This is a genomic window from Streptococcus sp. P25B114 (genome assembly GCF_053010325.1).
This window is the reverse complement of the sequence record NZ_JBRKNW010000001.1, coordinates 1-25,767: the sequence shown is the minus strand read 5'-3', so window position 1 is coordinate 25,767 and position 25,767 is coordinate 1. Positions and strand designations below refer to the sequence as shown.

The window sequence follows — 25,767 nt, the reverse complement described above, 5'->3', positions numbered from 1 at the left end:
GTTTTCTCAATCAACAAAAACATATATAAGGTTGTTTTTTGTTAAAACCTAGCTAGTATGTCTATTCGCCTCTAGAGATTTCCAAAGATTTTCTCTAGAGGTCTCCCTCTCTTTCAGAATGGTTAGATTGAATTTTGCTAGGTTTGAGCAAACAAAAAGCAGGCTCATCATCAACAAGCCTGCTGTCATTAGTTATCATTCTTCCTTACTCGTATGTCGCTTGCCAAGGTCCTTAGCTTCTTGCTCCGACATGCTAATCACTTTTGACCAATTGGTATTCTTAGGCATATTATCCTTGGAATACCAATAAACATCCGCCTTTCCATTACGGGCAATATAGACGACCGGAGCCAATTCCTGACTTGCTTCCGTGCTTGGATTAGTCGCTTGCTGGCTAGATGCAGATGCTGTCGTCGAGCTACTTGCCGTTTCAGTTGGTACCAGACTAGGCTTGGCTGTCCCCGTCAAGTAGTCAATCTCCGCATTCTCAGAATAATTCTCCAAAACGACCCGCGTAATACCATAGGTATCGACAATCTCTTTTTCACTACCCAGCCGAATCTCCAGTAGATTCCCAGCCTGATCTATGCCTACGTATTGGAGCTCAATCTGGCGTGGCAGCAATTCATCGCCTCTATAAATCGGAGTTACCCGATAATCCAACCAATAGTTAGGATGGGTTGCCAGCCAAGAATCCAGACGATTTTCATAAAAAAGCATGCCTTCAATATTGGTGTCCTTGGTCCCTTTGTAATGACCACTATTGGTCCAGGCAGTCAGAGGAACCAAATTTTCACCCTGGTCGGTCAAGCCGCTGAACTGGTAGCCGATTAGGTGGCCACGATTGAAGAGATAGGCCTTCTTCCCATCCTTGTTATAGGTCAGTTTGTAATTGTGCCAGCCTACAGGATTGTATTTTATCCGAGGCTCCCGCTGCTTCTTGGGTTCATCCTTATCCTGCAATTGAATATGAGCAAATGTCGCACGCCTGAGATGGTCAAATTTTCCAAGAACCAACTGCTTCTGACCTGTAAAAGGCAGTAATTGCAAGCCCTGGTAGTCCACTTGATTGGCCAGGGTCACAGGCCCATTGCCGAAAAAGAAAATCACCGTCAGAATGCCAAGGATGAGCCGAAAAATACACCGTTTCATACATACTACTCCTTAGGATAAACGAAATCTGTCTATCATTAGTATATCATGAAACCGCTTCATATTCACGACAAAACTGAAACATCTTGGTCTGCTTAGCCCATCTTATTTCACCGTTTCAATCCGCCACTGCCTCAAACCTCTAAACCGCACTGCTCCCTGCTGGTCCGTCCGATAAACATGCATTTTTTCATGTGTAAATCGCTCCAAGGTTTCTTGATGAGGGTGCTTGTAGCGGTTATTTTCCCCAGCCGATACCAGGGCAATCTTGGCCTTGATGTGGTCCAAAAATTCAGGATAAGAGGAGCCTTTGGACCCATGATGCCCCGCTTTTAAGACATCGACCGGCAGAGTGGGATAGGTCTCCACCAGCTCCAGCTCACTCTGCTCCAAATCCCCCGTAAAGAGGAAATTGGCCTGCAAGAGCCTGCCGTAAAGCACGATAGAATCATCATTGCCACCGTCACCTACTAGCTTGGGATAAAGCACCTCCAGATGAGAATCAAAAATCGGCAATCTATCTCCAACCTGCACCACTCTGACAGGCGCATTGACCACCCTCAACTTCTCCACAAAGTCCGCATCGGTCACACTTCCCGGCGACACATAGATAGTTCCAATCTCCACAGCCTTGGCTACAGCCAAGAGGTCGCCCACATGGTCTGCATCGGTATGGGTCAAGACCAAACTGTCAATCCTGCCCACACCTCGACTATGAAGGTAAGGAATCAAGGTCTGCTCTGCATTGGCCTTGCGCGACCGCTCCTGCCAGGCCTCCTTGGCTGCAAAATCCACGCGCCCACCCACATCAATGAGCACCGTCCGCCCCCGCCAATCCCGCAGGAAAAGGCTATCTCCCTGCCCCACGTCCACCATGGTCACCTCATTTTCCAGGGGATGTTTTGTCATGAAAAATAGCAGAGCGAGGACCAGGCTGAGACCAATCAGCCATTTTTTCCGCCTGTGAAAATCATAGAGCAAGAAAAGACCGACCAGCAAAACCAGCAAGACCAGAGGTGATGGCTTGCCAAAAATCCACGGACGCAACCCCAAATCCGCCACCCAGACAATGATTTTCTCCAAGAGGACAAAAAATCCATTGACCCAAGTAATTTTGACCAAGGGCGATAGCAGGAAAATCGAGGACAGACCTGGTAGGAGCAAGACATCGAATACAAAGGAAAAAGTAAAGGTCAGCAGAATGGACAGGGGCTGGAAAGAATAAAAATAGCCGATTAGAATAGGTAAAATCCCAGCCGAAATAGCCAAACTTTCCACCACAATTTTCTTAAACCAGCCCAAGTCCTCGAAGTCAAAAACTGTCAGCAAGAAAGCGTAGGTAAAGGTCAGGACACCGCCTGCTGTCAGTAAAAAGCGTGGCATAATGAGCAGGCAGACAAAGACCGTCACCGCAAAGTTATCCAACTTCCGCAACCCCAGATTGCCCAGAATTTTCTGTACTAAAGACCGGACGACAGAAACCGACCAGCCTGTCAGACCAGCATAAACAAGTGAAAAGAGAATTTGAACCTTGTCCACCGTCTCCTTGGTCAGACCCAGCCGCAGGAGAATCCAACGAAATTTGTCCACAAAAAAGCCAACCTGCATACCAGACAGGGCAAAGAGGTGGATAATGCCCAGACTGGAGTAGAGCTCACTCATCTGGTCAAAATCGCTATCCAACTCCCCAAACAAAAGCCCCGTCATATAATGGCTCATGGGAGCAGGGAAATTGGTTTTCACATAGACCAGAGCCTTTCTTCGCAGGCTAGATAGCCAGTCCAGAGGATGCCAGCTCACAACCTTGTCAACCTTATAAATAGCCACAACCTTGACCGTCCGATAAATGCCCTGGGTCCGCAAATAGGCAGCATAATCAAAACCATTGAAATTACGCTGACCGGCTGGCCGGCTCACCTCAGCCTCTACCGTCAGCTCAACCAGGTCCGACAGATTTTGAAAAGCTTCCTGCTCCTCTTGACTTGTCAATTTGTAGAAGGCTTGGTAAACTCGCCCGTCAGCCCGACCGCGAAAGGACAGGCTGTCTCCGTTGATGTCAATGGTATCTGGAATGACCAGTAGGGTCGTCACTTGCTCAGGGGCTGACTGGTCTGCCCTGGTCCATTGATACAACTGAAATCCGAAGAAGAGACCACATAGGCCTAAAAGCGCCAGCAGTCTGACTAAAGCCTTCTGCCCCTGCTGCAAGCAGAAGACCACCAAGAGAAAACTGAGCAGGCCTATTGCCAAAAGCGAAAAGCGATGAACCACAAAATATAGGGAGACGACTAAAAGGGCCAGGTGGATAGGCTGGCAGGGGAGCTTAAACCGTGACATAAGGCCGGATGTTCTCCAGGGTCTTGTCGCCGATACCCGACACATTATTGAGGTCGTCGACGCTCTTGAAGCCACCATTGGCCTCCCGATAGGCGATAATGTCCGCCGCCCGTTTGGCCCCGACGCCTGAAATAGTCTGCAGCTCCGCCTCGGTCGCCGTATTGAGATTAACTAGACCTTGCTTGTCGTCTTGGTTTTGGGACATAGCAGAGCTGGGATTGCTGCTTGCCACCACCGAGATATTTTCACCTTTACTAGCCACATAGACCACCGCTTCGTCGCTCAGCTTCTGAGCCAGATTGACTGACTTCTGATCTGCCTCCTGGGAAAATCCACCAGCAGCCAGCAGGGCATCGTTGACCCGGCTACCATGTTCAAGGGTATAGAGCCCCGGCTTTTTCACCGCTCCCTTGACATCGACCACCAACTGGCTGCTCACTTCAGTTGAGCTAGATGCTGTTTTCGTTTGGTCCTCAGATGATGCAGAGCTTGTCTGCTCTGTCCTGGTTAAGTCAGCTAGACCTGTTTGGTCAACGGATTTGGCGGGTTGGCTAAAGAGCAGAAAGCTGGTCAAAATGACCCCTGCCGCAGCCGGCAGACCAATCTGCCACTTATAGTTTTTCAATATTTCGATATAAGAATGGATATTGTTCATTTTACTACCTCCAACTAGTAAGTGCGTAAAAGAACAGAAAAAACTCACAAAATTTGCGAGTTTTTTTATCACCTTATTTCTTGTCCAATTCAACCGATGGATTCCAGACGAAACTAGCCAGGTAGCTAAATATATAGGTCAGTCCCAAAATCAAGGCCACCAGCAAAAGTATCGGAATACGGTAGATATAGGTCAAGACATTTGGTTTTTTCTTGGTTTGGAAGGAGCCAGCGTAGTCGTCCAGACGCTTGAACTCCTTTTCAATACGGCCTGTTACCTCAGCTGTTCCTGCATCGTCCATGCGCTTGATGTCTAAAATATCAATTGGATTGCCAAAAGCCACATCAATCCGCTCACCAGCCAACAAGCCCTTGAGGGTCAGAGGACCGACATAGGTAGCAGGCATAAGCTTGACCTTGGCAGACTTGGCAATGACCGCCACACCACCTTTGAGCTCAGATGAATGTCGGCTACCAGACGGAAACATGACCAGCGAACGGTCGCTTTTCTTGAGCATATTGACAGGGTACTTAATAGCCGACATACTAGGATTTTCACGGTCAATAGGAAAGGCACCACACTTGCGAATCCACCAACCAAAGCCACGGTCCTTGAAGAGTTCCTTTTTGGCCATAAAGATAAATTGCTTTGGTGCCGCCGCATAGCCCATGAAAACAGGGTCCCAGAAGGTCTTGTGAGGAGCAATCAGAATATAATTCTCTTCCTTGGGCAGGATATTATCCTTGTCATGGTAGTGAATATTGCCATTGACAGCCCAGAGTAAAAATGATAGTAATGTTCGTAAATAAGCGTAAAACATAGATTCTCCTTTTTATCCCTTCTATTATAGCATAGTTTGAAAAATGGTGCTGCCTTTTCTCTGGTAAACTTGGTTCTAATCAAAATATGATATCAGCACTTTTTTCTTGCCAACATGGTCGCAAACCGCATTTTGAGGAAGTTACCATTTTCATCACGCTTGTGGAGCTGTCCAAAGTCTTCGTTGTACTTGACCAAGTCCCAGTCACGGTAGTATTCCTTCAATTCACCTGAACCAAAGGTAAAGGAGAAATTCATAGGACAGGGTGCATCTTCCGTATCCATGGCTGCTACAATCAAGTTGTAACCACCTGGTCTTGTTCGTTCCTGCATATTTTGGATAATGGCGGGTACACGGTCACGCTCCAAAAACATGAAGACCACTGTTGAGATAATCCAATCATAGTCCTGCTCCAAACTAGCTGAGTTAATATCATAAGTCCCAGCCTGTAAATCCAAATCCTCCGCTTCCTTAACCTGCAAGAGCGTCTGAATGCTCGGCACATGCTTATCAACTGCCGTCACCTCAAAACCCTGCTGGGCCAAATAAAGACTGTTCCTACCATGACCACAGCCCAGGTCCAAGACCTTACATGGCTCGATGATCTTCAATGCCTCCAAGACCTCCGAATGCGTCCGCGTGTAGTCGTACTTTTTAGCAAAATAATCCTCTGGCTGACAGAAAAATTCCAAGAAAAACTCCGTATCCTCTGTCAACAAGGTCACCCGATGCCAAGCCTGTGGCTCAACAAAAGGAATCTCATCTGTCGGACCATAGACAAAACTAGACAAAATCTCATTGTCATCTGAAATCGGCTCAAATTTGAGCTGACCCTTCAAAACCTTGATTTTAGCCCAAGTACCCACCTTGGTATTATGCTTAGTCAAAAAATGCTGGGGAACTGTCTTCTGATTCCAAATGGGCATGCGTTTGTAAGGAACTAAAACAGTCATCATCTCTCCTTTTCGTCTACAAATCTTTAAAGATGTTTCTAGTCTACCACAAAGAAATCTTTCCTTCAAATCTATATTTTTACTTGACTTGGAGTTGACTCCAAGGTGTATAATATTCCATATCATTTAGAAAGACTATTTACTGCGAAGTAAATATGGGATAAATATAAAAACAGCTAGAGTTCTATCTGCTCTTGGAGAAACAAAGACGTTCGCCTATCTCCAAAGTTTCGGGGAACCTTTGGAGGTAGGTGAATTCTGATTTTAATTAAGTAAAATACAAAAAGAAACCTCCAGAAATCCTAGTACTCCTGGAGGTTCTTATTTTATATACTACTCAACTGCCAACTCCCCCCACCAGTCAACTCTAATTGCTGATTACAAATCTCTAAAATTTTCTTTCGATGTGTAATAGCAATAAAAATAGCAGGGTTTTCATCTAGGTAGGATGCAATCGTGGCAACGACCGAGTCTTCAGTTGCTTGGTCCAAGGCTGAGGTCAGTTCATCGTAAATCAGTACATCAACTGATCGATTTAAACTTCTAGCGATTCCAATACGCTGTCTTTCTCCACCTGATAGAGAGTGTTTGCTGTCAACTTCTCGCCCCAACAAATCTTCCAGATGCAAGCCTGCAATGACTTGTTCTGAGAGTTCCCATCCGTGATCAAACTGGATATTCTCGCGTACCCCAGCCGCAAATAAAAAGACATCTTGAGGTAAATAGGATATACGAACCAATAAATCTTCTGTCTCAAAATCGAATAGATTTTGTCCATTCACTAAAATATGACCACTAGTTGGATGAAGAATTCCTAGCAACAATTTTGACAAGGTTGACTTACCACTTCCTGTCTGTCCAACAACTGCCAAACGACTACCGACTTCTAACCTCAAATCTAACTCTTGAATCATACTCTGATTGGACTCATAAGCAAAGCAAACTTTCTGAAGTTCCAAGGTCTGAATTCTGCTTAATTCCTGCTTCAATACAGGCCTTTCTACTGACTCCTCATGCTTAAAAAATTCCTGCAATCGTGGCAAAGCGACATCAGCTTGTTGTTTTAACCGATTCAGCGTTGCGATGCTAAAAACAGGATCTAAAATCCAATGTGTATAGGACTGCAAGGTAAATAAACTACCTAGAGTCAACTTCCCTTGTAATACTAGATAGACACCAACTCCTAGAATCGTGATGGGAATAATGGAATAAAAGAAATTCATAAATGCACTATCTAAGGACGACACTCGCAATACTTGTGTTTTTGAAACCAGATAGCGATTTAAAGAATCTTGAAAACGTCTCTTAAAAAATGTATCTTTCAGACCGAGTTTAATAGTTTCTCGACCTTGCAATAATTCGACTGTATCCTCCATTACCTTAGAATAAGATTCGCTTTCAGTCTGAATTCTGGGCTTAATACTCTTATTGAGAGCTAAATAGATACAAGTATAAGATACAAAAATACCAAAGATAATGACTGTCAGTTCAAAACTAGTTACAAAGAAAATACTATAGATGATCAGCAGGCGCGTCGTAAAAATAATGATCTCTGGAATCAAATAGACCAAGTATTTTGCATAAGTCTCACTATCATTCAGAATTTTATTGAGTTTATCACCATTTTCCTGATGACTGAAGGAAGATAGAGGCTCTCCCAAAGCAGCTGACATGACATGATAACGCATAAGCATAATCCCTTTTGCCAGAGTCTGTTGAAAGCAGAAATCTTTTATATAATAAATTAGTAAATCTAAGATAGAAACTAGTACTAGTAGAAAGATTGTATGATAGATGGCATCCATTCTCCCCCCTTGATTGATTTGACTAATTTGGTCAATCAAGTAGCCAATCAAGACAGGTTGGCTAAGGGAAAAGAGAATCGATAGTAATTGAAAGAAGAAGGTTACCAATCTCTGTATCCGAATCGGCTTTAATGTCTGTTTAAAAGTAGTCATCGCTTCCTCCTTTTGGCTCTCTAACTTAATATATCACAATTCACTCTACATTTCTACCCGATTACTCCATGAAAAAATACTGAGATTTCTCCCAGTCTTAGCGACTATTGATGGCGGCAGTTGGGCATGACTTAGCTCACTCTGTTTTGCGCTGGCGGAATCAACTCTGGGCTTTATCCCGCTCTATTTACCTATAGATTGCCCTTAACAAGAAAAATAGTTGTCCAAATAGATAAAAAATAAACAGGATCACCCCAATCCAAAAAATCCATAGCAAGACGACTAAATTGAACAAAAAAGGCTGGAGGATGAAGTTTAGAATGAGAACAAGTCCCCAGCGTTGCCCCCATGTTAGCTTTCTTTGAATAAACCATTCTAAAAAGTCTTATCTGGGATGACTTCTTGTTTCAACATAATCATTTTTTATACTTAGAAAGAATCCTTTCAAGAGTCCACTTCCTTTCCCTTTATATAGAAGTCCTCAATTTAAGTTCTATTCGTTTTTTACTACGATACCATACCAAACCTAAAATATCAAAGCGTTCTGTATTTTCTGAGAAATATCAAAAAGACCAGGATTTCTCCCAGTCTACCGACTATTGATAGCCTTCATGGTCCGTTTGATGTCACGGTCTTGCTCACGGCGTTTGATAGACTCTCGCTTGTCGTAATCGTGCTTCCCTTTGGCAAGCCCAATCAAGACCTTGGCAAAGCCGTCCTTGATATAGACCTTGAGCGGCACCAGGGTCATCCCTGTTCCCTTGACCTCATTACCCAAGGACTCGATTTGCTTCTTCCGCAAGAGGAGCTTGCGGGTCCGCGTTGGCTCCTGGTTCCAGATATTGCCCTCATCGTAGGGAGCGATATGAACATTAACCAACCAAGCCTCACCATTCTTTATTTGGGCAAAACCATCTTTAAGGTTGATCCGCCCCGCACGAATGGACTTAATCTCTGTCCCCGTCAGGACCATCCCCGCCTCCACTGTATCAACAATGGTATAGTCGTGGCGGGCTTTTTTATTCTGTGCAATCACATTGCCCTCACCCTTGGCCATGCCTATCTCCTTTTCTTCTTGTTCTTTTTAGCCACTTCTTTGTAAAATGGTTTCTTTTTCTTGTCTTTTTTGCCGCTTTTTGATTTGTGGTCTTTCCCAGACTTGTGACGTCCACTGTCGCGACCAGCAGCTTCTTGTTTGTGGTGCTTACCTCGTCCTCGCCCTGACCGATCATCACGATCTCGGTTGGAGTGACTAGCCGTTCTCCGCTTGGCTTTCAAGGCCTTTTCGACAATATCCAGCTCGGACGGCACGTGGGCAAAATCGATTTCCCCTGTCATCTTGTCCGCCCGCGTTAGTTTGATACGGATTGGCTGACCGACACGGAAGACCCGACCAGATTTCTCACCCTGCAAGGTCAGAGTCCGCTCGTGGAACTGGTAGTACTCGTTGAGGTTAGTGACATGAATCAAGCCTTCAACTGTATTTGGCAACTCTACAAAGAGCCCAAACTTGACCACGCTTGACACGACACCGTCAAACTCTTGCCCGACAAATTCTTGCATGAACTCTGCCTTCTTCATGGCTTCGACTTCCCGCTCTGCCTCAATAGCACGTCGTTCTAAACTGGACGAAGACTTGGCCAGCTCAGGAATGACCTGCTCAAAATGCTCTGCTTTTTCCGCAGGATTGTGACCATATTCCCGTACCATACGGTGAACCAGCAGGTCAGGATAGCGGCGGATAGGACTGGTGAAGTGGGTGTAAAACTCCGCACCCAGTCCGTAGTGGCCGTGGTTGTGCTCCGAGTAGCGTGCCTGCTGCATGGAACGGAGCAGCATCATGTTGAGGACATCCGCATAGGGTTCATCTTTGACCCGTTCCATGAGGTCCTGAAGGGCATCCTGGCTGATAGAGCTGGCTGTACCATAGACCGTCAAGCCAAAGCTGGTCGCATAATCGATGAACTTCTGCAGCTTGTCCGACTTAGGCTCCTCGTGGATTCGATAGATGAAAGGCAGGTCCAACTTGGCAAAATGCTCGGCAACGCACTCATTGGCCGCCAGCATGAAGGACTCAATCATCCGCTCGGCAATGCCCCGCTGACGCAGTTGAATATCGACTGGCAACCCGTCCTTGTTGACAATGATTTTGGCCTCTGTCGTATCAAAATTCAGAGCCCCACGCTTGTAGCGCATGGTTTCCAGGGTTTCATGGAGTTTAACCATAAGCTCAACACTCGGTACGATAGCCTTGTACTTGTCCAGCTTTTCCTTGTTGCCTGCAATCATGTCATTGACATCGGAATAGGTCATGCGGAAGGTGGTTTTGATAACCGTTTGGCCAATCCAGTGCTTGACTACCTTGCCCTTGCGGTCAATTTCCATAATGGCTGACTGGGTAAGACGGTCCACATTTGGATTAAGGGAGCAAATGCCGTTTGACAGGCGTTCTGGCAGCATTGGTACCACACGGTCGGTCACATAGACAGAGGTTCCCCGCTTGACAGCTTCCTGGTCCAAGGCAGAGCCTTCGGTCACATAGTAGCTGACATCAGCGATATGGACACCCAGTTCCAGATTGCCGTTCTTGAGCTGCTTGATATGGACCGCATCATCCAAGTCCTTGGCATCTGCACCGTCGATAGTGAAGATGATCTCATCTCGTAGGTCCAAGCGTCCTTCAAAGTCTTTCTCAGACGGACTTTCTGGTACCCGATTAGCCTCTGCCAAGACTTCATCAGGGAATTCCGACACGATGTCCATGGATTCCAAAACTTCCAAGACATCGATTCCCACATCGTCCTTGTGGCCCACTACGTCCCGAATGGTCGCAACAAAGTGGTCCCGTTTCTTATTGGGATAAGCTTCGATATCAACTTTTAGGATTTCCGTTCCAGTCAATACCAGAGGTGACTTCTTGATGTAAATTTTCTGAGCGATTTTCTGGTTTTTAGACTTGATGTAGCCTGCATATTCTGGCTTGTCTTCGTCAAAGACAATCAAGCCCACCGCAGTTTTCAGGCTATGTTCCAAAATATCAATGACTTCCGCTTCCGCAGCCGTCCCCTTGAGCCTGTCCGCCACTTTCTTAATGGCCACTTCCACTCGGTCGCCCTCGATAGCGAAGTTGACATCGTCACGACTGACAAAGAGGTCATCTTCCTCCTCATCAATAGTCACAAAGCCAAAACCAGACTTGTGGGCACGAAAAATCCCCTGTAAAGTGACCTTGTTTTTGGATACTTTAGGTACTGGCAGAGCGATTCGACCCGCATTGTCAAAGACAAGCTGACGGCTGCCTTCCATGCTCGAAACCAGCTTGACCAAGTCAGTAAACGCCTTGGCTGAACTAGCCTGCAAGTGGTCCGCTAGTTGGTCCATGGTCACAGGACCTGCTTCTGTAATATAGTTTAAAATATCTTTTTTCATTTATCTTTACCAAAGTGCTAGGAATATCCCTAGCTCTACTTTTCTAAATTTGCGTCATCATTTCAGCGCAGTGGTTGATTGGAAATTTTGTTCGCATTTTATTCTCCAAAATTTCCTAATCAACTGTACAGGGTGTGAGTAAAACGATCTAGGAATAGACCGTTTTAGCCTGAACCTAGAAACGCGAGAGTTCAGTTGAACTTCTTTTGATTAGTCAAATTCTGTCCCACTCCCAAAAAAATAGACCAAGAGCATTGCCCCAGTCTACATTTGATTCTATTAATTACTTGAAATGATAACCAGAACCAGCGCATTGAGCAACCAAAGGGCAACTAGAATGGCTGTAAAACGCTGCATCACTGCCTCAAACCCACGCGCTTTTGTCCTCTCAAAAAGAGCACCACTAGAAGCATCAAAGACATTACTTGATTGGTTTTTAGCTGGCTGAATAAAAATCACCGCCACAAGAATAACAGATAAAATCAACAGAATGGTTAATAATACTTGATACATACTTTTTTCACTTTCTTAAATAACTCCTGCTATTATACCACAGAATCTATTTCGTTTCAAGGTGGAGGGTTACTTTTCTCTCCTTGGGGCAGTATTTCAAGACCTGGATTTTATCCGGATGGGTCTTGGCATTCTTGCTAGTCAAATAATTCTTACTGCCACATTCAGAACATTGCAAATTGATTTTTACTCTCACTAGACTTCCCTTACTTTCAAGTAGTTTCTAAAATTCACCAAGGACCAAATCAGATTAAACAAAACCAGAGCGCTAGACACATAAAACACCCAATCATAGCCTAGATGAGCAGCAGTCGTTGACCCAATCATGGGCCCCACAACCGAACCTAGATTATTAAAAATCTGATTGTAGGAGAAAATGCGCGAAATCCCTTCTTTGGGCGTCAGCTTGGTCAAGAGGGAATTGACCGACGGCAATAGAGCTCCCGTACCAAAACCATAGAGAAAGCGCAGTACACCTAGCTGGAAAGGACTTTGGGCAAAGACGCAGAGGACATTGATCAAGAGACTGTAGGCCAAGGCCATGAGCAGCAACCTGTGATTGCCAATTCGGTCCCCCAATTTCCCCAAAGGACCTGAAGTCACCAGCGAGGCCATGCCCGGCAGGGAAATAATAAATCCAGCTACAAAAAGCAGATTGTCCGTCTGACCCAGATGCCGCACATAAAGAGTTAAAATCGGCACGATAGCCTGAGCCGCCGCAATGATAATCATGGAAGTGATAAACAGTCCCACCATCATCTGCTTGTCCTTGATTTGATGAAAGAGCTCTGCAATCATCATCTGCTGCCCCTTTGCCATCGGCTTGAAATCTTCACGAATATATAAAACTGTCAAAACCGCCACCAAGAGATAGAGCAAACCGACCAGCAGAAAGACATTGTGAATCCCCACTATTTCCGCCAAAAAACCACCCAGAGTCGGGCCAATCAAGTTACCCGCCACAGCCCCTGTTGACAAGGTTCCCAGAGCATAGCCTGTCTTGTCCTTGGGCACCTGACTGGCCACTAGAGCCGTCGCATTGGGAATATAACCTGTAAACATCCCATTCAACACACGCAGGACAATCATCCAAAAAACATTTGGCACAAAAGCCATCCCACCCATGGTGAAAATCATAGCAAAAGCCGCCCGCACCATCATGGGCTTGCGACCATAACGGTCCGCCAAACTCCCCCAAATCGGTGCCATAATAGCTGCCGCCAGGGCATTGGTCGACACAGCCAGACCAGCAAAATACTCCACCTGACTGCCAGTCACTCCCAACTCCTCCACAAAGACCGAGATAAAAGGCATGACCAAGGTAAAACTAACCCCCGTCAAAAAATTCCCAATCCAGGCCACCTTCAAATTCTGCTTCCAGCAACTACTACCCTCGTCCATTTCCAATCTCCTCCACCAAAGACGCCACCTGCGCCAAGGTCGCCTCCCGCGACCCACTGTTATCAATCACCTTATCTACCCGTTCTTTTTTCTTTTCTAAAGAAAGCTGCGCTGCCAAGCGATTCTCCGCCTCCTGCAGGCTATAGCCGTTGCGAGCCATGAGCCGTGCCAACTGCTGGCGCTCATCGACATAGACCAGCCAGACCTCATCGACCTCCCCGCTATAATCCAACTCGTAGAGCAGGGGAATATCCATGAAAACCACTTCTTCTGTCTGTGATAGCAAATCCCGTCGTGCCAACAGTTCTTGCCGAATAATCTGGTCCTGTAGTTCAGACAAGCGTGCCCGCAGCTGGCTATCCGCAAAGACCTGCTGGCCCAATTTTACTCGGTCCAATTGACCATCAGCTGCTAGAATTGCCGGACCAAACTCCTCCAGCAAGACCTGATAGAGCCGTCCGCCCTTTTTCTGCAAGTCATGAACCACCCCGTCTGCATCGATGACCTGATAGCCCTTCTCTCGTAAAAAAGCTGTCACTGTTGACTTACCCGACGCGATACCGCCTGTTAATCCGATTACCTTAGCCATTTTTCACCTGACACTTGGGACAGAAATGTGTACCCCGCCCGCTCAACTGGATTTTGATAATCTCTGTCTGGCAACGGGGACAGGCCTGTCCTGTCTTTCCATAAACTTGTAAATAATCCTGCATGGTCCCGTCCATGCCCAAGGCATTCTTATAGGTCCGAATGGTTGAGCCACCTTTTTCGATACCCAGTTGCAGGACTTCAATGGTGGCTTGACGGAGGTCTGCCACCTGCTCTGCCGACAGCAGATTACTTGTTTGAGCAGGATGAACTTGTGCCTTGAATAAAACCTCATCGACATAGATATTGCCCAAACCAGCCACCAAAGACTGGTCCAAAAGATGTGCCTTAATGGGCTTTCTCGACTTAGCTAACTTGAGTGCAAATTCTTCTAGGACAAAATCTTCCTCCGTCGGCTCAGGACCAATTTTTCGACTGATAAAATAGGCATCCACATCTGCCTTGCCCAGCAGTTCCATTGTCCCAAACTTGCGGACATCTTGATAGACCAAGGTTGAGCCGTCTGTGAAGGTAAAAAAGGCATGGAAATGCTTGTTTATAGGCACCACATCATGGAAGAGATTGTACTTGCCCTCCATACGCAGATGGGAAATCAGCACAAAATCTGTCAGATAGAGGAGCAAATATTTACCCCGACGATCCACCTCCATGATGGTTTGACCAACCAACTGCTCACGAAAGCTGTCCGCACCAGTCACAATCATACGAGGATAGTCCACCCGGACACGTTCAATTTTCTTACCTTTGACAAGACGATTGAGCCCACGACGAACCGTCTCAACCTCTGGAAGTTCGGGCATACTATTCCACCTCAACCTTTCTGACATAATGTATATTTCTACTTACTTCTCTGAAACCATTCTTGGTATGAAAAGCCTGACTGTGGCTATTTTTAAAATCCGTATCAGATGCCAGTTCCCGTGCTCCATGAGATTTAGCCCACGAATCTGCAAAATCGAGTAATTCGGCAGCAATCCCTTGTCCACGATAATCAGGATGAACAAAAATTCCTTCTACATAGGCAACTGGACTAAACTGACAGCCTTCCACATAATCATGGCGGAGTGACAAACTTATCCATGCAACCGCTATACCTGACGAAGAATAATAAAGAAACTCAAATGGAAACTTACCCTCAGCAAATTCTTCCATCAAAACTTGTTTATCTGTCTGCCATACCGAACTTGCAAATGAACCCCAAACAGAAACTATTTCTTCCGTAACAGATTTTATTGACATACTTTCTCTCCTTTGCGACGTAAAACACCACTAACGTGGTGTCTAAATGTTTCTTTATATGTTTTTACCTAAAAGATGTAGCAACATGGCATTATTGCGGCACTTTCGGATTTCTGGGATCGGAATATTAGAGACTATCCATAGGCTCACAGCCGTCTTCTTACTTCAAGGCTAGCGGGCTATTGAGGTCACTCCCTGACTGCCTCGCTCTACAATTTTAAAGCTCGGGTTTAATTCGCCAAAGTTGAATGCATTAAAACGCTACTCAACTAACGGCAATTCTCTGCGGAATTGCCTAGGCGACTTACTAGTTTCTAACATCCACTGGACTGCTTCGCTCCCCCGAACCTTCCTCGCTCTCCAATTTCTAGGCTCGGGTTTTCACATGGTCACTTTCGCATTTTTAGGTGACCAGCTGAAACAGTCTATTCCCAGACTGTTTCACTCCCCCGGACGTTTTTAATACTCTTTCTCATTATAACCAAAGTCTGCCAGATCGAGTTTTTTGTCACGCCAGTTTTTCTTGACTTTGACCCAGGTTTCCAGGAAGACCTTGTCCCCCAGCATGAGTTCAATATCGCGTCGGGCCATGGAGCCGATTTTCTTGAGCATGGCTCCTTGTTTGCCAATGATAATGCCTTTTTGGCTATCGCGTTCGACCATGATGGTCGCGCGGATATGAACCTTGTCTGTAAATTCATCCCGTTTCATGGACTCGATAACCACTGCCACCGAATGCGGAATTTCCTCGCGAGTTAGGTGCAAGACCTTCTCGCGAATCATCTCGGACACCAAGAAGCGCTCTGGATGATCGGTAATCTGGTCTGCTGGGAAATATTGGAAACCCTCATCCAGATTTTCCTTGAGAATTTCCATCAAGCGATTGACATTATTGCCTTGGGTTGCAGAAATAGGCACAATTTCCTTGAAATCCATCTGCTGGCGGAAATCATCAATCTGCTCCAATAGCTGGTCCGGATGGACCTTGTCAATCTTGTTGACCACCAAAATAACCGGTACCTTGGCCTGACGCAGACGCTCCATAATCATATCATCACCCTTGCCGCGTTTTTCATCGGCAGGCACCATGAAGATGACCGTATCCACCTCACGCAAGGTGCTGTAAGCAGACTCAACCATGAAGTCTCCCAAGGCCGTCTTTGGCTTGTGAATACCTGGCGTGTCGATAAAGACAATTTGTTCCTCGTCTGTTGTATAAATCCCCATAATCTTGTTACGGGTTGTCTGAGCCTTGTCGCTCATGATAGCAATTTTTTGCCCCATTACATAGTTGAGAAAAGTCGATTTCCCCACATTTGGACGACCCAAAATCGCCACAAAACCTGACTTGAAAGTCATAGATTCTCCTTATTTTCCTAAAAAATCAAATCCCAAATCTTAGGGATAAAAATAATCAATCCTGTCAAAAGGGCAAAGCCTGAGACAAAAAGGACCGCTCCTGCCGCCATATCCTTGGCATTCTTGGCCAAAATGTGAAAATGATAGTCCGAGGCCAAATCCACCACGCTTTCAATAGCCGAATTCATGATTTCGAAGGCAATCACCAGGCTAATGCTGAGCAGGAGAAAGAGCCATTCTGTAGCCGATACCTGAAAAATCAAGCCAGCCAAGACCACCAAAAAGGCCGTTGCCGCATGCTTTTTCATATTGCGCTCTTCCTTAAAGGCCGTTATCAAGCCGGAAACCGCAAAATCCATACTGGCTACCAGGTTCTGATTCTTCCAGCGTTTCTTTGAATTATTCTCTCGTAAGTCCATAAGCCGTCAAAATCTCTTCTTGCAAACCAAACATCTCCGCCTCTTCCTCAGGCGTGTAGTGATCATAGCCGTTGATATGGAGGAAGCCGTGCACAGCCAAAAAGCCCATTTCGCGGTCAAAACTATGGCCGTAGTCCTCTGCCTGCTCACGCGCCTTGTCAATGGAAATAAAGAGCTCACCGATGTAGGCATCAAAATCTTCCATCATCTCAGCCAATTCAGGATTATCCAGCAAATCTTCCTCATCAAAGACAATCTCCTGCTCCGGCTTGTACTCTAGGCTGACTACATCCGTCGGACGGTCAATTCCCCGGTACTCTAAATTCACTTCATGGACACGCGCATTGTCCACAAAGGTCACAGCCATTTCCTTGTTTTGCTTACCGATTTTCTCCGCCGCAAATTGGAGCAAGTCTGTAATCTGCTCTTGCATCTGAGCAGAAACCTGCCCTGTTTCATCAATCATTTCAATATACATGGTCATACATTCCCTTTACTATTTAACATTATATCACAAATGGCAGAAAGATTCTTTTTTATGGTATAATAGAAATACACTATATTATTACAGGGAACTACTATGAAAGCTGAACAGAATATCATTGCCATCATCGACAGCAATCTGGAACAGATGACCAAGCTGGAAAGGGAAATTGCGGCCTACTTTACAAGCCTGGACTCCAAGACCATGGATTTGAGCTTGGAAATCGTCACCCAGGAACTGCATATTTCTCCTTCTGCCCTGACCCGCTTTGCTAAGAAATGCGGATTTTCAGGCTATCGGGAATTTGTCTTTGCCTTTCAAAACCAGCAACAACAGCTAGACAAACAATTTAAACATGTCCAAAACAACCTGACCAAGAAGGTCCTGGTGGATTACGACGAAATTCTAACTGCGACCAGCCAGCTGGTGGACGAGGAAAAACTGCAAGAAATCGCCCACCTGATTGACCAAAGCAAGCGGGTTTATTTCTACGGCACCGGCAGTTCAGGTCTTGTTGCCATGGAGATTAAGTCCCGTTTCATGCGCCTGGGAGTTGTCTGTGACGCCATTACCGACCGCAATAACCTGATCTGGACCACCAATATCCTGGATCCCAACTGCCTAGTGATTGGGCTCTCCCTGTCTGGCTATACTGAGGATATCATCGACCACCTGACTCTGGCAGCCGAGCGAGGTATTCAGACAGCCCTCTTGACAACCAGGGAATTTGATACAACTCCTATTGACACCCTTATCCCTGTTGCCTCTGTTCGCAATTTGAACTATGGCAATCGCATTTCACCCCAAATCCCTCTGCTCATTATGCTGGACATTCTTTACGCCTATTTCCATGCCATTGACCAGGAGAAAAAGGAAAGCATCTTTAAGCAGACCATCGTTGACTAAACTTGACCAAGATTTGCCAAAGGCTATGAAAAAGAGTAAGATAGAAGGTAACAATACAAAAAGGAGAAAGATATGAAATTTTCAGACTATACCTATGTCCGTCCCGATTATGAAGCCATCAAGGCTCAATTTACTGACCTAACCGACCAGTTAGCTCAAGCACGTGACTTGGAAACAACTCGCACACTTGTTGCAGATATTACCAAATTGCTCAGCTTGGTCGATACCCAGTACAATCTCTGGATGATCCGCCACACCATCGATATGAACGATGAGTTTTATAATGAAGAAACCAAGTTTTGGAATGAATATTCGCCACTTTTTGAAGAATTGACCACCAACTACTACCGTGTCATCGTCCAGACGCCTTACAAGGAAGAGTTGTCAGACATCTTGCCTAAAACCTTCTTCATGCAGGCTGAGAATAAGCTCAAGACATTCTCATCAGACGTCATTCCATTACTGCAAAAAGAAAATGAATTATCTGATGAATACAGTAAACTGATCGCTGGTGCAGAGATTGATTTCCAAGGTCAGACCTACAACCTGGCACAAATGGGGCCATTCGGTCAATCAACCGACCGTGAAGTCCGCAAGGCTGCTTCTGCTGCCACAACTGCCTTCTTTGAAAGCAAGGAAGCCGACTTTGACCGTGTGTACGATGAATTAGTAAAGGTCCGCACGGAAATCGCCCACAAACTCGGCTTCAAGGACTATGTAGAATACGGCTACCTCAAGATGAACCGTTTCGATTACAATCGTGACATGGTCAAGGTGTACCGTGAAGAAATTCTCAAGCATATCGTACCGATTGTGCAAAATCTGCGTCAACGCCAAGCCAAACGCTTGCAAGTACCAAGCCTCAAACACTACGACCTCAATCTTGAGTTCTTAGACGGCAATGCGGTCCCACAAGGTGACCCCGACTTTATCGTCAGCCAAGCCCAAGACATGTACCGTGAATTGTCAGCAGAAACAGGCGAGTTCTTCGATTTCATGATTGAGCATGAACTCTTGGACTTGGTTGCAAAACCAGGCAAAAACAGCGGTGGTTACTGTACCTATATCCCTGACTTCAAGAGCCCATTCATTTTCTCTAACTTCAACGGAACCAGCGGTGATATTGATGTCTTGACCCACGAAGCAGGTCACGCTTTCCAAGTCTATCGTTCCCGTTGGATTCAAAGTCCAGAAGTTGTTTGGCCAACCTACGAAACCTGTGAAATCCACTCCATGTCTATGGAATTTATGACCTGGCCTTGGATGGACCGTTTCTTCAAGGAACAAGTCGATAAATATAAATTTACTCACTTGGCAAGTGCCCTTCTCTTCTTGCCTTACGGTGTCTTAGTGGATCACTTCCAGCACGAAGTCTATGAACACCCAGAGATGACACCAGCAGAACGCAAGGCGACTTGGAAAAAACTCCAAGACCTCTACTTGCCAGACCGTGATTATTCCGAATCAGAAGCCCTCAACCGTGGTATCTTCTGGTATCGTCAAGGGCATATCTTTGCTAGTCCATTCTACTACATCGACTATACCTTGGCCCAAGTCTGCGCCCTCCAATTCTGGAAACGCACGCAGGTGGATCACGATGAGACAGCTTGGGAAGACTACATCCGCATCTGTGATTTGGGTGGCACCAAGTCCTTCTTGCAAGTGGTTGAAGCCGCAAACCTCCAATCACCATTCAAGGAAGGTGCCCTTGAAAGTACAGCCAAGGCTGCTGCTAGCTGGCTAGAAGCCGTTAAGGATGACGAACTATAAAAGACAAAAATCTGAATGAGATACGAACTCATTCAGATTTTTTTGATTTGACAAAGTTGATGTATTTATCGCCGAAGACTTCAATTTGTTGAAGAACCATCTTGAATTCCTGACCAATCTCACTCAGTTCATATTCTACTTTTGGCGGAACCTGTGCATAAACCTTCCGAATGATTAAACCATCATCTTCTAGCTGACGCAACTGCTTGGTCAAAGTTGCTTGGGAAATCCCTGTCAATCGACGGTGCAATTCATTGAAACGAATGGGACCTTCTTCGATATGATGTAGTAATAAGATACTCCATTTGCCAGATAAGACACACTGAGTGGTCACATAAGGACACTCCGGAACTGTATGGTGTGTGAAAGTCGCCATAATTTCTCCTTTATTTTCCCTTGATACTATATATTACTTCACAAAAAGATAGTGACTATTCAAAAAAATCGTACTTGTTTTATTTTTAGTACCTGTTACAATAATACCATAAACTGCGAGAGCAGGGAAGAAAAAATTGTTAGAGGTATAAGATCATGAAAAACATTCTATTTATCGTCGGTTCATTACGTGAAGGTTCATTCAACCACCAAATGGCAAAGCAAGCTGAAAGCATCTTAAAAGGTCAAGCAACTGTATCTTATCTTAACTATAAAGAAATCCCGCTTATGAACCAAGATCTTGAAACACCAGTCTTGCCAGCTGTCCAAGCTGCACGCAATGCGATTATGGCTGCAGATGCTATCTGGATTTTCTCACCGGTTTACAACTTTGCAATCCCTGGGACTGTGAAGAACTTGATTGACTGGCTTAGCCGTTCCCTAGACTTGTCAGAAACACGTGGCCCATCTGCACTACAAGACAAAATCGTTACTGTATCATCTGTAGCAAATGCCGGACACGAGCCAATGTTTGCTAGCTACCAGGCACTCCTACCGTTTGTTCGTATGCAAGTGGTTGGTGAATTTACAGGTACAACTGTCAATCCAGAAGCATGGGGAACTGGACAGTTGGTATTGTCAGAGGAAGCCATCGCTGGTCTGCAAGCTCAAGCTCAAGCTGTGTTAGAAGCTTAGATTCTACAAGTCAATATACATCCTTCTATGATCTTTATCGAGTTGAAGATGATAAAATTGCAGAACTCTGGGATCTTGTTGAGCCAATCGAGGAAAATTCCAAAACTTCCAATAGCAATGCTAAATTCTAATCAAAAACCAAGAAATCGAAATGAAAGAAATTTAATATGAAACTATATTACATCATCGATGCTTATTGTGGTTGGACCTACGGCTTTAACCACATTTTCACAAAATTCATGCAAGACCATCCTGACATAGAAATAGAGGTCATTAACGGAGGCTTGTTTGTCGGAGATAACAAAAAGAAAATGGTTGATTTCCAGCAGGCACAGACCATCAATAAACAAATCGAAAGCTATTACCAAATGTCTTTTGGCGATAACTACAATCAATTGTTTAAGGATACGAACTTTATCATGGACTCCCTTGGTCCTGCTAGAGCCTACTCCGTTTTGAAAAACTACGTTGAACCACACCAGCTTGCTCCGCTGACATTAGACATTCAAACATTGTTTTTTGAAGATGGGTTAGACCTCAGTCAAGCAGACAGTTACACCAGCCTAATTGGTACCTATCAGTTACCTACAAAGGCTATGGAAGAACTATCAAGCATCTTGAATCAGCCAGAAAGTCTACACCCTGACTTTATCAAGGCTTATGAAATGGGGGTAACCTCTTTCCCAACCTTGTTACTTGAAAAAGACGGAAACTTCTTTAATCTTATCAATAAAGTTCGCACAGTAGACGATTTGGAAAAAATTTTCCAAGAGGCAGTTGCTCAATAGAAAAGAAAATACCTATGTCAAAAAATCAATTATATAAAAATATTTTAGAAGAGACTTATCTAGCTACTGCTCAAGGTCGAATAGAAGATTTCAAGAGCCATTTGGCTGCTGATATCTCTTGGACAGAAGCTGCAGGCTTTCCCTATGCCGGTACTTATATCGGTCCAGATGCAGTGATTGAAAACGTCCATGCAAGACTAGGTTCTGAATGGACCAATTATAGTGCCACACCTGTTGATTACGCCTTTTCAGGAAACCGTGTCATGGTTTATGGCTACTACAAGGGGACCTACAACCTTACTGAAAAATCCTTTCAAGCAGACTTTGTCCATATTTACGATTTTAATGCTGAAAATAGAATTACACACTTTATCCAAATCGTAGATAGCGCACTTGTTGAGAAAGCTATGAGATAAAAATCAATTTTCAAAAGTCTATTCGTCACACATTACTTCACCAAAAGATACTAAGTAACTCGAAAATTCCTATAAATTGTATCAGAAAGTTAGGTACCTCTATGTACAATTCCCAATTTGAACTAGGTTATGTCGCCCTCAACGTCCGCGATTTGGAACTCCAAAGCCTGTTTTACCAGCAGGTACTGGGCCTGCAAATTTTGACGGAAAGTCAAAACCAAATCGACCTCGGTGTCGGACAGACCACCCTTGTCCGCCTGATTCAAACAGAGCAGAAAGGCGAAGTTAGCCACAACTACGGACTCTACCACTTAGCCATTGTCCTACCTAGCCGTGAAGACTTGGGCAACATTTTCCGCCACTTTATCGACAATAAGATTCCCCTCCAAGGTGCCAGCGACCACGGTTACAGCGAAGCCATTTACCTAGCCGACACCGAAGGCAACGGCATCGAAATTTACCGCGACCTGCCTCAAGACACTTGGGATGTCCGCTCGGACGGCCGTATCATCGGCATTACTGAGCCTATGGATGCTGAAACGATCTATGCTTTAGGGAAAAAAGCTGACGCAGCCTATCAGATGCCCCTTGGCAGTCGCATGGGTCATGTCCATCTATCTGTCCAAGAAAGCGCTGCTTCTAGCCGTTTTTACCAAGAGGTCCTAGCTGTCGAGGATAAATTTTCCGTCCCATCTGCAGCTTGGCTAGCCTCAGGCGACTATCATCACCACCTAGCTGTCAATGAATGGGGAGGAAAAAATCTTCAAACACGAACTGAAGGCATGCCGGGACTTGCCTACTACACTCTAGTCTATACAGACATCCAAGCCTTCCAAGCCACCATTAAACGTGCCCAGACCGCAGGACTTGACCTGCACCTTGCCACCCAAGAAGTCGTCTTTGTCGATGTGGACGGCATCAGGACCCGATTGGTCTACCAAACGAAATAAGAGGTTAGACAGATACCTAACCTCTTTTATTTTATCAAACCTAAATCGTATTTCATCCCCAAAATCCGTTCCACTGATTGCTCAATGCGGTCCTCGCTTAGTTTTCCTCTTTTTACCTGGTCCAAAAGATAGGGAATCTGACTCGTAAAGTTGGAAGACAAAATCATATCCGCCCCCGCCTCGATTGCTTGAAGGGCTGCTTCATTTTGATCAAGAAATTCTGACAAACCCAATTTATCAAAATCATCTGTCAAAATAACCCCTTCAAAGCCCAGCTCCTGACGTAAAATAGCCATCACCTCAGGTGATATAGAGGACGGTTGGTCCGAAACAGCAGTCAGAATAATGTGACTGACCATGACTGAGTCCGCCCCTGCTTCAATCCCTGCCTCAAACGGTAAGAAATCCTGCTTTCTCAATTCATCTACAGGACGGTCATCATAGACTAGCCCCGTAATCGCATCACCCGTCTCACTCGAACCAGGGAAATGCTTCAAGGTAGATAGAAAATTTTCTTCCTTGAGCAATGTGACGACCTCACGAACGTAGTCAGATGTTGTCATGGCATCCTGGCCTAGTGTCCGTTCATAAATGGGTGAACTGGGATTGGTTACAACATCAGCAATCGGGAAAAAGCCCGCTGAAATACCTAAATCCTTTAGAACCGAAACCTTGGATTTTGCTCCCTCCAGGACAGCATCCAAACCTCCCTCATCATACAATTCCATCGGTGATGCAAAAGGTTCTTTCAAGATCGGACTAATTTGACTAACAGCTCCTCCCTCCTCATTGGAAGCCAAAAGTAAGGGGATATTGGAGGCTTTTTGATAGCTTGCCAAGTCTTTTTTTAGCTGACTCAGCGACTTACCTTCTACATCTTTGGATTCCAGCATATAACCTCCTAGATAATAGGCCCCAACAATCTGTTCAGCCTCTTGCTCAGGAATATGCCCTAAAAATAATTGACCAATCTTATCCTCTATGGTCATACCTTCCATCATTTGATTGATAGTCCTCTGCTTCTGTGTCAGACCACTATCAACAGCTGGGGATTCCATCTTATCAAAAACAATCCAACCACTCAGCAAGGTCATCAAAAGAAGGCTAACCACAGAAAATATAGCGAATTTTTCTTTGTTCTGAATAAATCTATCTTTCTCAATCATCCTCTAATCCGATTCAAATAATCCTGATAAGACTCCGTCTCCATCAAGGTCTTTGCATTTTCCACACGCGCCCTAGTCGGCGGTTTTGTCCCCTCCAGCGGGTAAGGTCTCCCCAACTCTCTCCACTTAAATTCACCTAAATTGTGATAAGGCAGAACTTCAAAGCGCTCGACATTGTTCAAGGTTTTGACAAATTTGCCCAACTCAACCAGGTCCTCATCTCGGTCTGTCAATCCTGGAACCAAGACATGTCGAATCCAAACAGGCTTGCCAATATCCGATAGGTAACGAGCACACTCTAAAATAGTTTTATTACTATGACCTGTAACAATACGATGCTGGTCAGGATTGATTTCCTTGATATCTAAGAGCACCAAGTCGGTCACTTCCATGAGACGGTTGTATTTTTCCAAATAACGCTCAGTCGAACGGAAGGTCAGGGCACAGGTATCTAAAGTCGTATGGATGCCTTTTTCTTTTGCCAGGGTAAAGAGAGCAATCAAGAAATCAATCTGAATGGTCGCTTCACCACCAGACACCGTAATCCCCCCTTCCTTGCCCCAGAACATCCGAAAACGCAGAGCTTCTTTTAGGACATCCTCAGCAGTACGCTCGGTTGCTGCCGGGTTAACCAAATCCCAGGTATCAGGATTGTGACAATACTGGCAACGCATGTGACAGCCTTGCATGAAGACCACAAAGCGAACACCAGGTCCATCAACTGAACCAAAACTTTCGGTAGAATGAACTAGACCGGTAACTTTTCCATAATCAATCTCTGTCATTGGCTTTTCCTCACTTTTTACTATGATTATTATATCACAAAAAATGAAAACGCTCTATATTTTCTGAATGAATAAATTGACATCCCGTTACTACACACCAAAAAACCACCCACAAAACTGGGCTCTATAAGACTGTAGTGGGTAAATCCCCTATGGAGATTATGGAGCCTTTTTGAGTTTAGAAATAAAGTCCCACATGACCTAAAATGAAAAGCGTCTAAACCATCATTAGAAAGGAATCATATGGAATAGATAAACAGTCAGGGAAGTGACTGTTTATCCCCGAGCCCAGAAATAATAAAGCGAGGATAGTATCACAAACTTACTGGGAACGAAAGACCCCAACATCACTATTTTGGATTATGAGGACTGCACTTCTCACAAGGAAATTCTTGCCAAACTGGATTATTCAGCTCCTAAATACCACTCTTGTCATGGTCAAATGACTAAATACGATTTCCAGAAAACCTCTTGTAGCGTTACAATAGATGTGAGACTTCTAGAAGTCAAAAAGAAGATTCCCTGATATGATAAGAGTACCACCTACTCATCAAAAAGGAAATCTTCTCATGACTAGTATACCACAA

The 25,767-nt window shown here is 44.9% G+C and carries 27 protein-coding genes and 1 pseudogene; 7 read left to right on the top strand and 21 right to left on the bottom strand.

Features of this window, described 5'->3' with window-relative positions:
* Nucleotides 1–195: 195 nt before the first annotated feature.
* From ACVC7T_RS00140 to ybeY, 18 genes are all read right to left on the bottom strand, one after another.
* Entirely contained in the window at nt 196–1,152 is a 957-nt protein-coding gene (locus tag ACVC7T_RS00140; RefSeq protein WP_447262234.1) for a DNA/RNA non-specific endonuclease, read from the bottom strand.
* A 105-nt stretch (nt 1,153–1,257) separates the two neighbouring features.
* Complete coding sequence (locus ACVC7T_RS00135) at nt 1,258–3,489, bottom strand: DNA internalization-related competence protein ComEC/Rec2 (RefSeq protein ID WP_447262233.1); 2,232 nt, start codon at nt 3,487–3,489, stop codon at nt 1,258–1,260.
* Nucleotides 3,476–4,144 carry a helix-hairpin-helix domain-containing protein gene (locus ACVC7T_RS00130; protein ID WP_105161158.1) on the bottom strand — a complete coding sequence of 223 codons (669 nt, stop codon included), beginning with the start codon at nt 4,142–4,144 and terminating at the stop codon, nt 3,476–3,478. The genes ACVC7T_RS00135 and ACVC7T_RS00130 overlap by 14 nt, the downstream gene beginning before the upstream one ends.
* 73 nt (nt 4,145–4,217) lie before the next feature.
* Entirely contained in the window at nt 4,218–4,964 is a 747-nt protein-coding gene (locus ACVC7T_RS00125) for a lysophospholipid acyltransferase family protein (protein ID WP_105161157.1), read from the bottom strand.
* A 92-nt stretch (nt 4,965–5,056) separates the two neighbouring features.
* Nucleotides 5,057–5,917 (bottom strand): SAM-dependent methyltransferase TehB, encoded by an 861-nt coding sequence (tehB, locus tag ACVC7T_RS00120; protein ID WP_105161156.1) that lies wholly within the window; start codon nt 5,915–5,917, stop codon nt 5,057–5,059.
* Between the two features lie 326 nt (nt 5,918–6,243).
* Nucleotides 6,244–7,875, bottom strand: a complete 1,632-nt coding sequence (locus ACVC7T_RS00115; RefSeq protein ID WP_447262232.1) for an ABC transporter ATP-binding protein — start codon at nt 7,873–7,875, stop codon at nt 6,244–6,246.
* A gap of 191 nt (nt 7,876–8,066) precedes the next feature.
* The gene (locus tag ACVC7T_RS00110) at nt 8,067–8,225 is read right to left on the bottom strand and encodes a hypothetical protein (protein WP_161948278.1); all 159 of its coding nucleotides are present in this window, start codon (nt 8,223–8,225) and stop codon (nt 8,067–8,069) included.
* 239 nt (nt 8,226–8,464) lie between these two features.
* On the bottom strand, nt 8,465–8,932 hold the full coding sequence (smpB, locus tag ACVC7T_RS00105; RefSeq protein ID WP_105161154.1) for an SsrA-binding protein SmpB: 468 nt from the start codon (nt 8,930–8,932) through the stop codon (nt 8,465–8,467).
* 2 nt (nt 8,933–8,934) lie between these two features.
* The gene (gene rnr, locus ACVC7T_RS00100) at nt 8,935–11,304 is read right to left on the bottom strand and encodes a ribonuclease R (protein WP_447262231.1); all 2,370 of its coding nucleotides are present in this window, start codon (nt 11,302–11,304) and stop codon (nt 8,935–8,937) included.
* Between the two features lie 279 nt (nt 11,305–11,583).
* Nucleotides 11,584–11,817, bottom strand: coding sequence for a preprotein translocase subunit SecG (secG, locus tag ACVC7T_RS00095; protein ID WP_105110659.1), 234 nt, complete (start codon nt 11,815–11,817; stop codon nt 11,584–11,586).
* Between the two features lie 46 nt (nt 11,818–11,863).
* Nucleotides 11,864–12,013 (bottom strand): 50S ribosomal protein L33, encoded by a 150-nt coding sequence (gene rpmG / locus ACVC7T_RS00090; protein ID WP_105122613.1) that lies wholly within the window; start codon nt 12,011–12,013, stop codon nt 11,864–11,866.
* Nucleotides 12,013–13,218, bottom strand: a complete 1,206-nt coding sequence (locus tag ACVC7T_RS00085; RefSeq protein WP_394731496.1) for a multidrug efflux MFS transporter — start codon at nt 13,216–13,218, stop codon at nt 12,013–12,015. The genes rpmG and ACVC7T_RS00085 overlap by 1 nt, the downstream gene beginning before the upstream one ends.
* Nucleotides 13,205–13,807 carry a dephospho-CoA kinase gene (gene coaE / locus ACVC7T_RS00080; protein ID WP_105110656.1) on the bottom strand — a complete coding sequence of 201 codons (603 nt, stop codon included), beginning with the start codon at nt 13,805–13,807 and terminating at the stop codon, nt 13,205–13,207. Before coaE ends, ACVC7T_RS00085 begins: the two co-directional genes overlap by 14 nt.
* On the bottom strand, nt 13,800–14,627 hold the full coding sequence (mutM, locus tag ACVC7T_RS00075) for a DNA-formamidopyrimidine glycosylase (protein ID WP_105110655.1): 828 nt from the start codon (nt 14,625–14,627) through the stop codon (nt 13,800–13,802). The genes coaE and mutM overlap by 8 nt, the downstream gene beginning before the upstream one ends.
* A gap of 1 nt (nt 14,628) precedes the next feature.
* On the bottom strand, nt 14,629–15,066 hold the full coding sequence (locus tag ACVC7T_RS00070; RefSeq protein WP_105110654.1) for a GNAT family N-acetyltransferase: 438 nt from the start codon (nt 15,064–15,066) through the stop codon (nt 14,629–14,631).
* Between the two features lie 459 nt (nt 15,067–15,525).
* On the bottom strand, nt 15,526–16,425 hold the full coding sequence (gene era / locus ACVC7T_RS00065; RefSeq protein ID WP_105110653.1) for a GTPase Era: 900 nt from the start codon (nt 16,423–16,425) through the stop codon (nt 15,526–15,528).
* A 17-nt stretch (nt 16,426–16,442) separates the two neighbouring features.
* Nucleotides 16,443–16,844, bottom strand: coding sequence for a diacylglycerol kinase family protein (locus ACVC7T_RS00060; RefSeq protein WP_105110652.1), 402 nt, complete (start codon nt 16,842–16,844; stop codon nt 16,443–16,445).
* Entirely contained in the window at nt 16,825–17,322 is a 498-nt protein-coding gene (gene ybeY / locus ACVC7T_RS00055; RefSeq protein ID WP_105110662.1) for an rRNA maturation RNase YbeY, read from the bottom strand. The genes ACVC7T_RS00060 and ybeY overlap by 20 nt, the downstream gene beginning before the upstream one ends.
* A 102-nt stretch (nt 17,323–17,424) precedes the next feature.
* Here ybeY and ACVC7T_RS00050 point away from each other — a divergent pair, with 102 nt between their 5' ends.
* Both ACVC7T_RS00050 and ACVC7T_RS00045 read left to right on the top strand, forming a co-directional pair.
* Entirely contained in the window at nt 17,425–18,234 is an 810-nt protein-coding gene (locus ACVC7T_RS00050) for a MurR/RpiR family transcriptional regulator (RefSeq protein ID WP_105161151.1), read from the top strand.
* Nucleotides 18,235–18,306: 72 nt separating this feature from the next.
* Nucleotides 18,307–20,004, top strand: a complete 1,698-nt coding sequence (locus tag ACVC7T_RS00045; protein WP_447262230.1) for a M3 family oligoendopeptidase — start codon at nt 18,307–18,309, stop codon at nt 20,002–20,004.
* A 28-nt stretch (nt 20,005–20,032) separates the two neighbouring features.
* Here the strand turns inward: ACVC7T_RS00045 and ACVC7T_RS00040 are convergent, their stop codons facing one another.
* On the bottom strand, nt 20,033–20,380 hold the full coding sequence (locus ACVC7T_RS00040; protein WP_447262229.1) for a winged helix-turn-helix transcriptional regulator: 348 nt from the start codon (nt 20,378–20,380) through the stop codon (nt 20,033–20,035).
* A gap of 155 nt (nt 20,381–20,535) precedes the next feature.
* On the opposite strand from ACVC7T_RS00040, the gene ACVC7T_RS00035 reads away from it, so the two are divergent.
* The 4 genes from ACVC7T_RS00035 to ACVC7T_RS00020 all read left to right on the top strand — a co-directional run bounded on the left by ACVC7T_RS00035 (nt 20,536) and on the right by ACVC7T_RS00020 (nt 23,229).
* Nucleotides 20,536–21,075: an NADPH-dependent FMN reductase gene (locus tag ACVC7T_RS00035; protein ID WP_447262228.1), complete on the top strand. Its 540-nt coding sequence runs from the start codon at nt 20,536–20,538 to the stop codon at nt 21,073–21,075.
* A gap of 167 nt (nt 21,076–21,242) precedes the next feature.
* On the top strand, nt 21,243–21,863 hold the full coding sequence (locus ACVC7T_RS00030; RefSeq protein WP_172063211.1) for a thioredoxin: 621 nt from the start codon (nt 21,243–21,245) through the stop codon (nt 21,861–21,863).
* Between the two features lie 14 nt (nt 21,864–21,877).
* Complete coding sequence (locus tag ACVC7T_RS00025) at nt 21,878–22,279, top strand: nuclear transport factor 2 family protein (RefSeq protein ID WP_044682016.1); 402 nt, start codon at nt 21,878–21,880, stop codon at nt 22,277–22,279.
* A 101-nt stretch (nt 22,280–22,380) separates the two neighbouring features.
* Complete coding sequence (locus ACVC7T_RS00020; protein WP_447262227.1) at nt 22,381–23,229, top strand: VOC family protein; 849 nt, start codon at nt 22,381–22,383, stop codon at nt 23,227–23,229.
* A gap of 26 nt (nt 23,230–23,255) precedes the next feature.
* Here ACVC7T_RS00020 and ACVC7T_RS00015 read toward each other — a convergent pair whose 3' ends face one another.
* Both ACVC7T_RS00015 and pflA read right to left on the bottom strand, forming a co-directional pair.
* Nucleotides 23,256–24,395, bottom strand: coding sequence for a glycoside hydrolase family 3 N-terminal domain-containing protein (locus ACVC7T_RS00015; RefSeq protein WP_394731501.1), 1,140 nt, complete (start codon nt 24,393–24,395; stop codon nt 23,256–23,258).
* Complete coding sequence (pflA, locus tag ACVC7T_RS00010) at nt 24,392–25,180, bottom strand: pyruvate formate-lyase-activating protein (protein WP_105110643.1); 789 nt, start codon at nt 25,178–25,180, stop codon at nt 24,392–24,394. Before pflA ends, ACVC7T_RS00015 begins: the two co-directional genes overlap by 4 nt.
* A gap of 313 nt (nt 25,181–25,493) precedes the next feature.
* On the opposite strand from pflA, the pseudogene ACVC7T_RS00005 reads away from it, so the two are divergent.
* Nucleotides 25,494–25,652: pseudogene (locus tag ACVC7T_RS00005) on the top strand (ISL3 family transposase); the annotation flags it as partial.
* Nucleotides 25,653–25,767: the final 115 nt, after the last annotated feature.

Bases quoted from the DNA above. Each gene is read 5' to 3' on its own strand.
- ACVC7T_RS00140 (WP_447262234.1), bottom strand. From the start codon at position 1,152: ATGAAACGGTGTATTTTTCGGCTCATCCTTGGCATTCTGACGGTGATT.
- ACVC7T_RS00135 (WP_447262233.1), bottom strand. From the start codon at position 3,489: ATGTCACGGTTTAAGCTCCCCTGCCAGCCTATCCACCTGGCCCTTTTA.
- ACVC7T_RS00130 (WP_105161158.1), bottom strand. From the start codon at position 4,144: ATGAACAATATCCATTCTTATATCGAAATATTGAAAAACTATAAGTGG.
- ACVC7T_RS00125 (WP_105161157.1), bottom strand. From the start codon at position 4,964: ATGTTTTACGCTTATTTACGAACATTACTATCATTTTTACTCTGGGCT.
- tehB (WP_105161156.1), bottom strand. From the start codon at position 5,917: ATGACTGTTTTAGTTCCTTACAAACGCATGCCCATTTGGAATCAGAAG.
- ACVC7T_RS00115 (WP_447262232.1), bottom strand. From the start codon at position 7,875: ATGACTACTTTTAAACAGACATTAAAGCCGATTCGGATACAGAGATTG.
- ACVC7T_RS00110 (WP_161948278.1), bottom strand. From the start codon at position 8,225: ATGGGGGCAACGCTGGGGACTTGTTCTCATTCTAAACTTCATCCTCCA.
- smpB (WP_105161154.1), bottom strand. From the start codon at position 8,932: ATGGCCAAGGGTGAGGGCAATGTGATTGCACAGAATAAAAAAGCCCGC.
- rnr (WP_447262231.1), bottom strand. From the start codon at position 11,304: ATGAAAAAAGATATTTTAAACTATATTACAGAAGCAGGTCCTGTGACC.
- secG (WP_105110659.1), bottom strand. From the start codon at position 11,817: ATGTATCAAGTATTATTAACCATTCTGTTGATTTTATCTGTTATTCTT.
- ACVC7T_RS00085 (WP_394731496.1), bottom strand. From the start codon at position 13,218: ATGGACGAGGGTAGTAGTTGCTGGAAGCAGAATTTGAAGGTGGCCTGG.
- coaE (WP_105110656.1), bottom strand. From the start codon at position 13,807: ATGGCTAAGGTAATCGGATTAACAGGCGGTATCGCGTCGGGTAAGTCA.
- mutM (WP_105110655.1), bottom strand. From the start codon at position 14,627: ATGCCCGAACTTCCAGAGGTTGAGACGGTTCGTCGTGGGCTCAATCGT.
- ACVC7T_RS00070 (WP_105110654.1), bottom strand. From the start codon at position 15,066: ATGTCAATAAAATCTGTTACGGAAGAAATAGTTTCTGTTTGGGGTTCA.
- era (WP_105110653.1), bottom strand. From the start codon at position 16,425: ATGACTTTCAAGTCAGGTTTTGTGGCGATTTTGGGTCGTCCAAATGTG.
- ACVC7T_RS00060 (WP_105110652.1), bottom strand. From the start codon at position 16,844: ATGGACTTACGAGAGAATAATTCAAAGAAACGCTGGAAGAATCAGAAC.
- ybeY (WP_105110662.1), bottom strand. From the start codon at position 17,322: ATGTATATTGAAATGATTGATGAAACAGGGCAGGTTTCTGCTCAGATG.
- ACVC7T_RS00050 (WP_105161151.1), top strand. From the start codon at position 17,425: ATGAAAGCTGAACAGAATATCATTGCCATCATCGACAGCAATCTGGAA.
- ACVC7T_RS00045 (WP_447262230.1), top strand. From the start codon at position 18,307: ATGAAATTTTCAGACTATACCTATGTCCGTCCCGATTATGAAGCCATC.
- ACVC7T_RS00040 (WP_447262229.1), bottom strand. From the start codon at position 20,380: ATGGCGACTTTCACACACCATACAGTTCCGGAGTGTCCTTATGTGACC.
- ACVC7T_RS00035 (WP_447262228.1), top strand. From the start codon at position 20,536: ATGAAAAACATTCTATTTATCGTCGGTTCATTACGTGAAGGTTCATTC.
- ACVC7T_RS00030 (WP_172063211.1), top strand. From the start codon at position 21,243: ATGAAACTATATTACATCATCGATGCTTATTGTGGTTGGACCTACGGC.
- ACVC7T_RS00025 (WP_044682016.1), top strand. From the start codon at position 21,878: ATGTCAAAAAATCAATTATATAAAAATATTTTAGAAGAGACTTATCTA.
- ACVC7T_RS00020 (WP_447262227.1), top strand. From the start codon at position 22,381: ATGTACAATTCCCAATTTGAACTAGGTTATGTCGCCCTCAACGTCCGC.
- ACVC7T_RS00015 (WP_394731501.1), bottom strand. From the start codon at position 24,395: ATGATTGAGAAAGATAGATTTATTCAGAACAAAGAAAAATTCGCTATA.
- pflA (WP_105110643.1), bottom strand. From the start codon at position 25,180: ATGACAGAGATTGATTATGGAAAAGTTACCGGTCTAGTTCATTCTACC.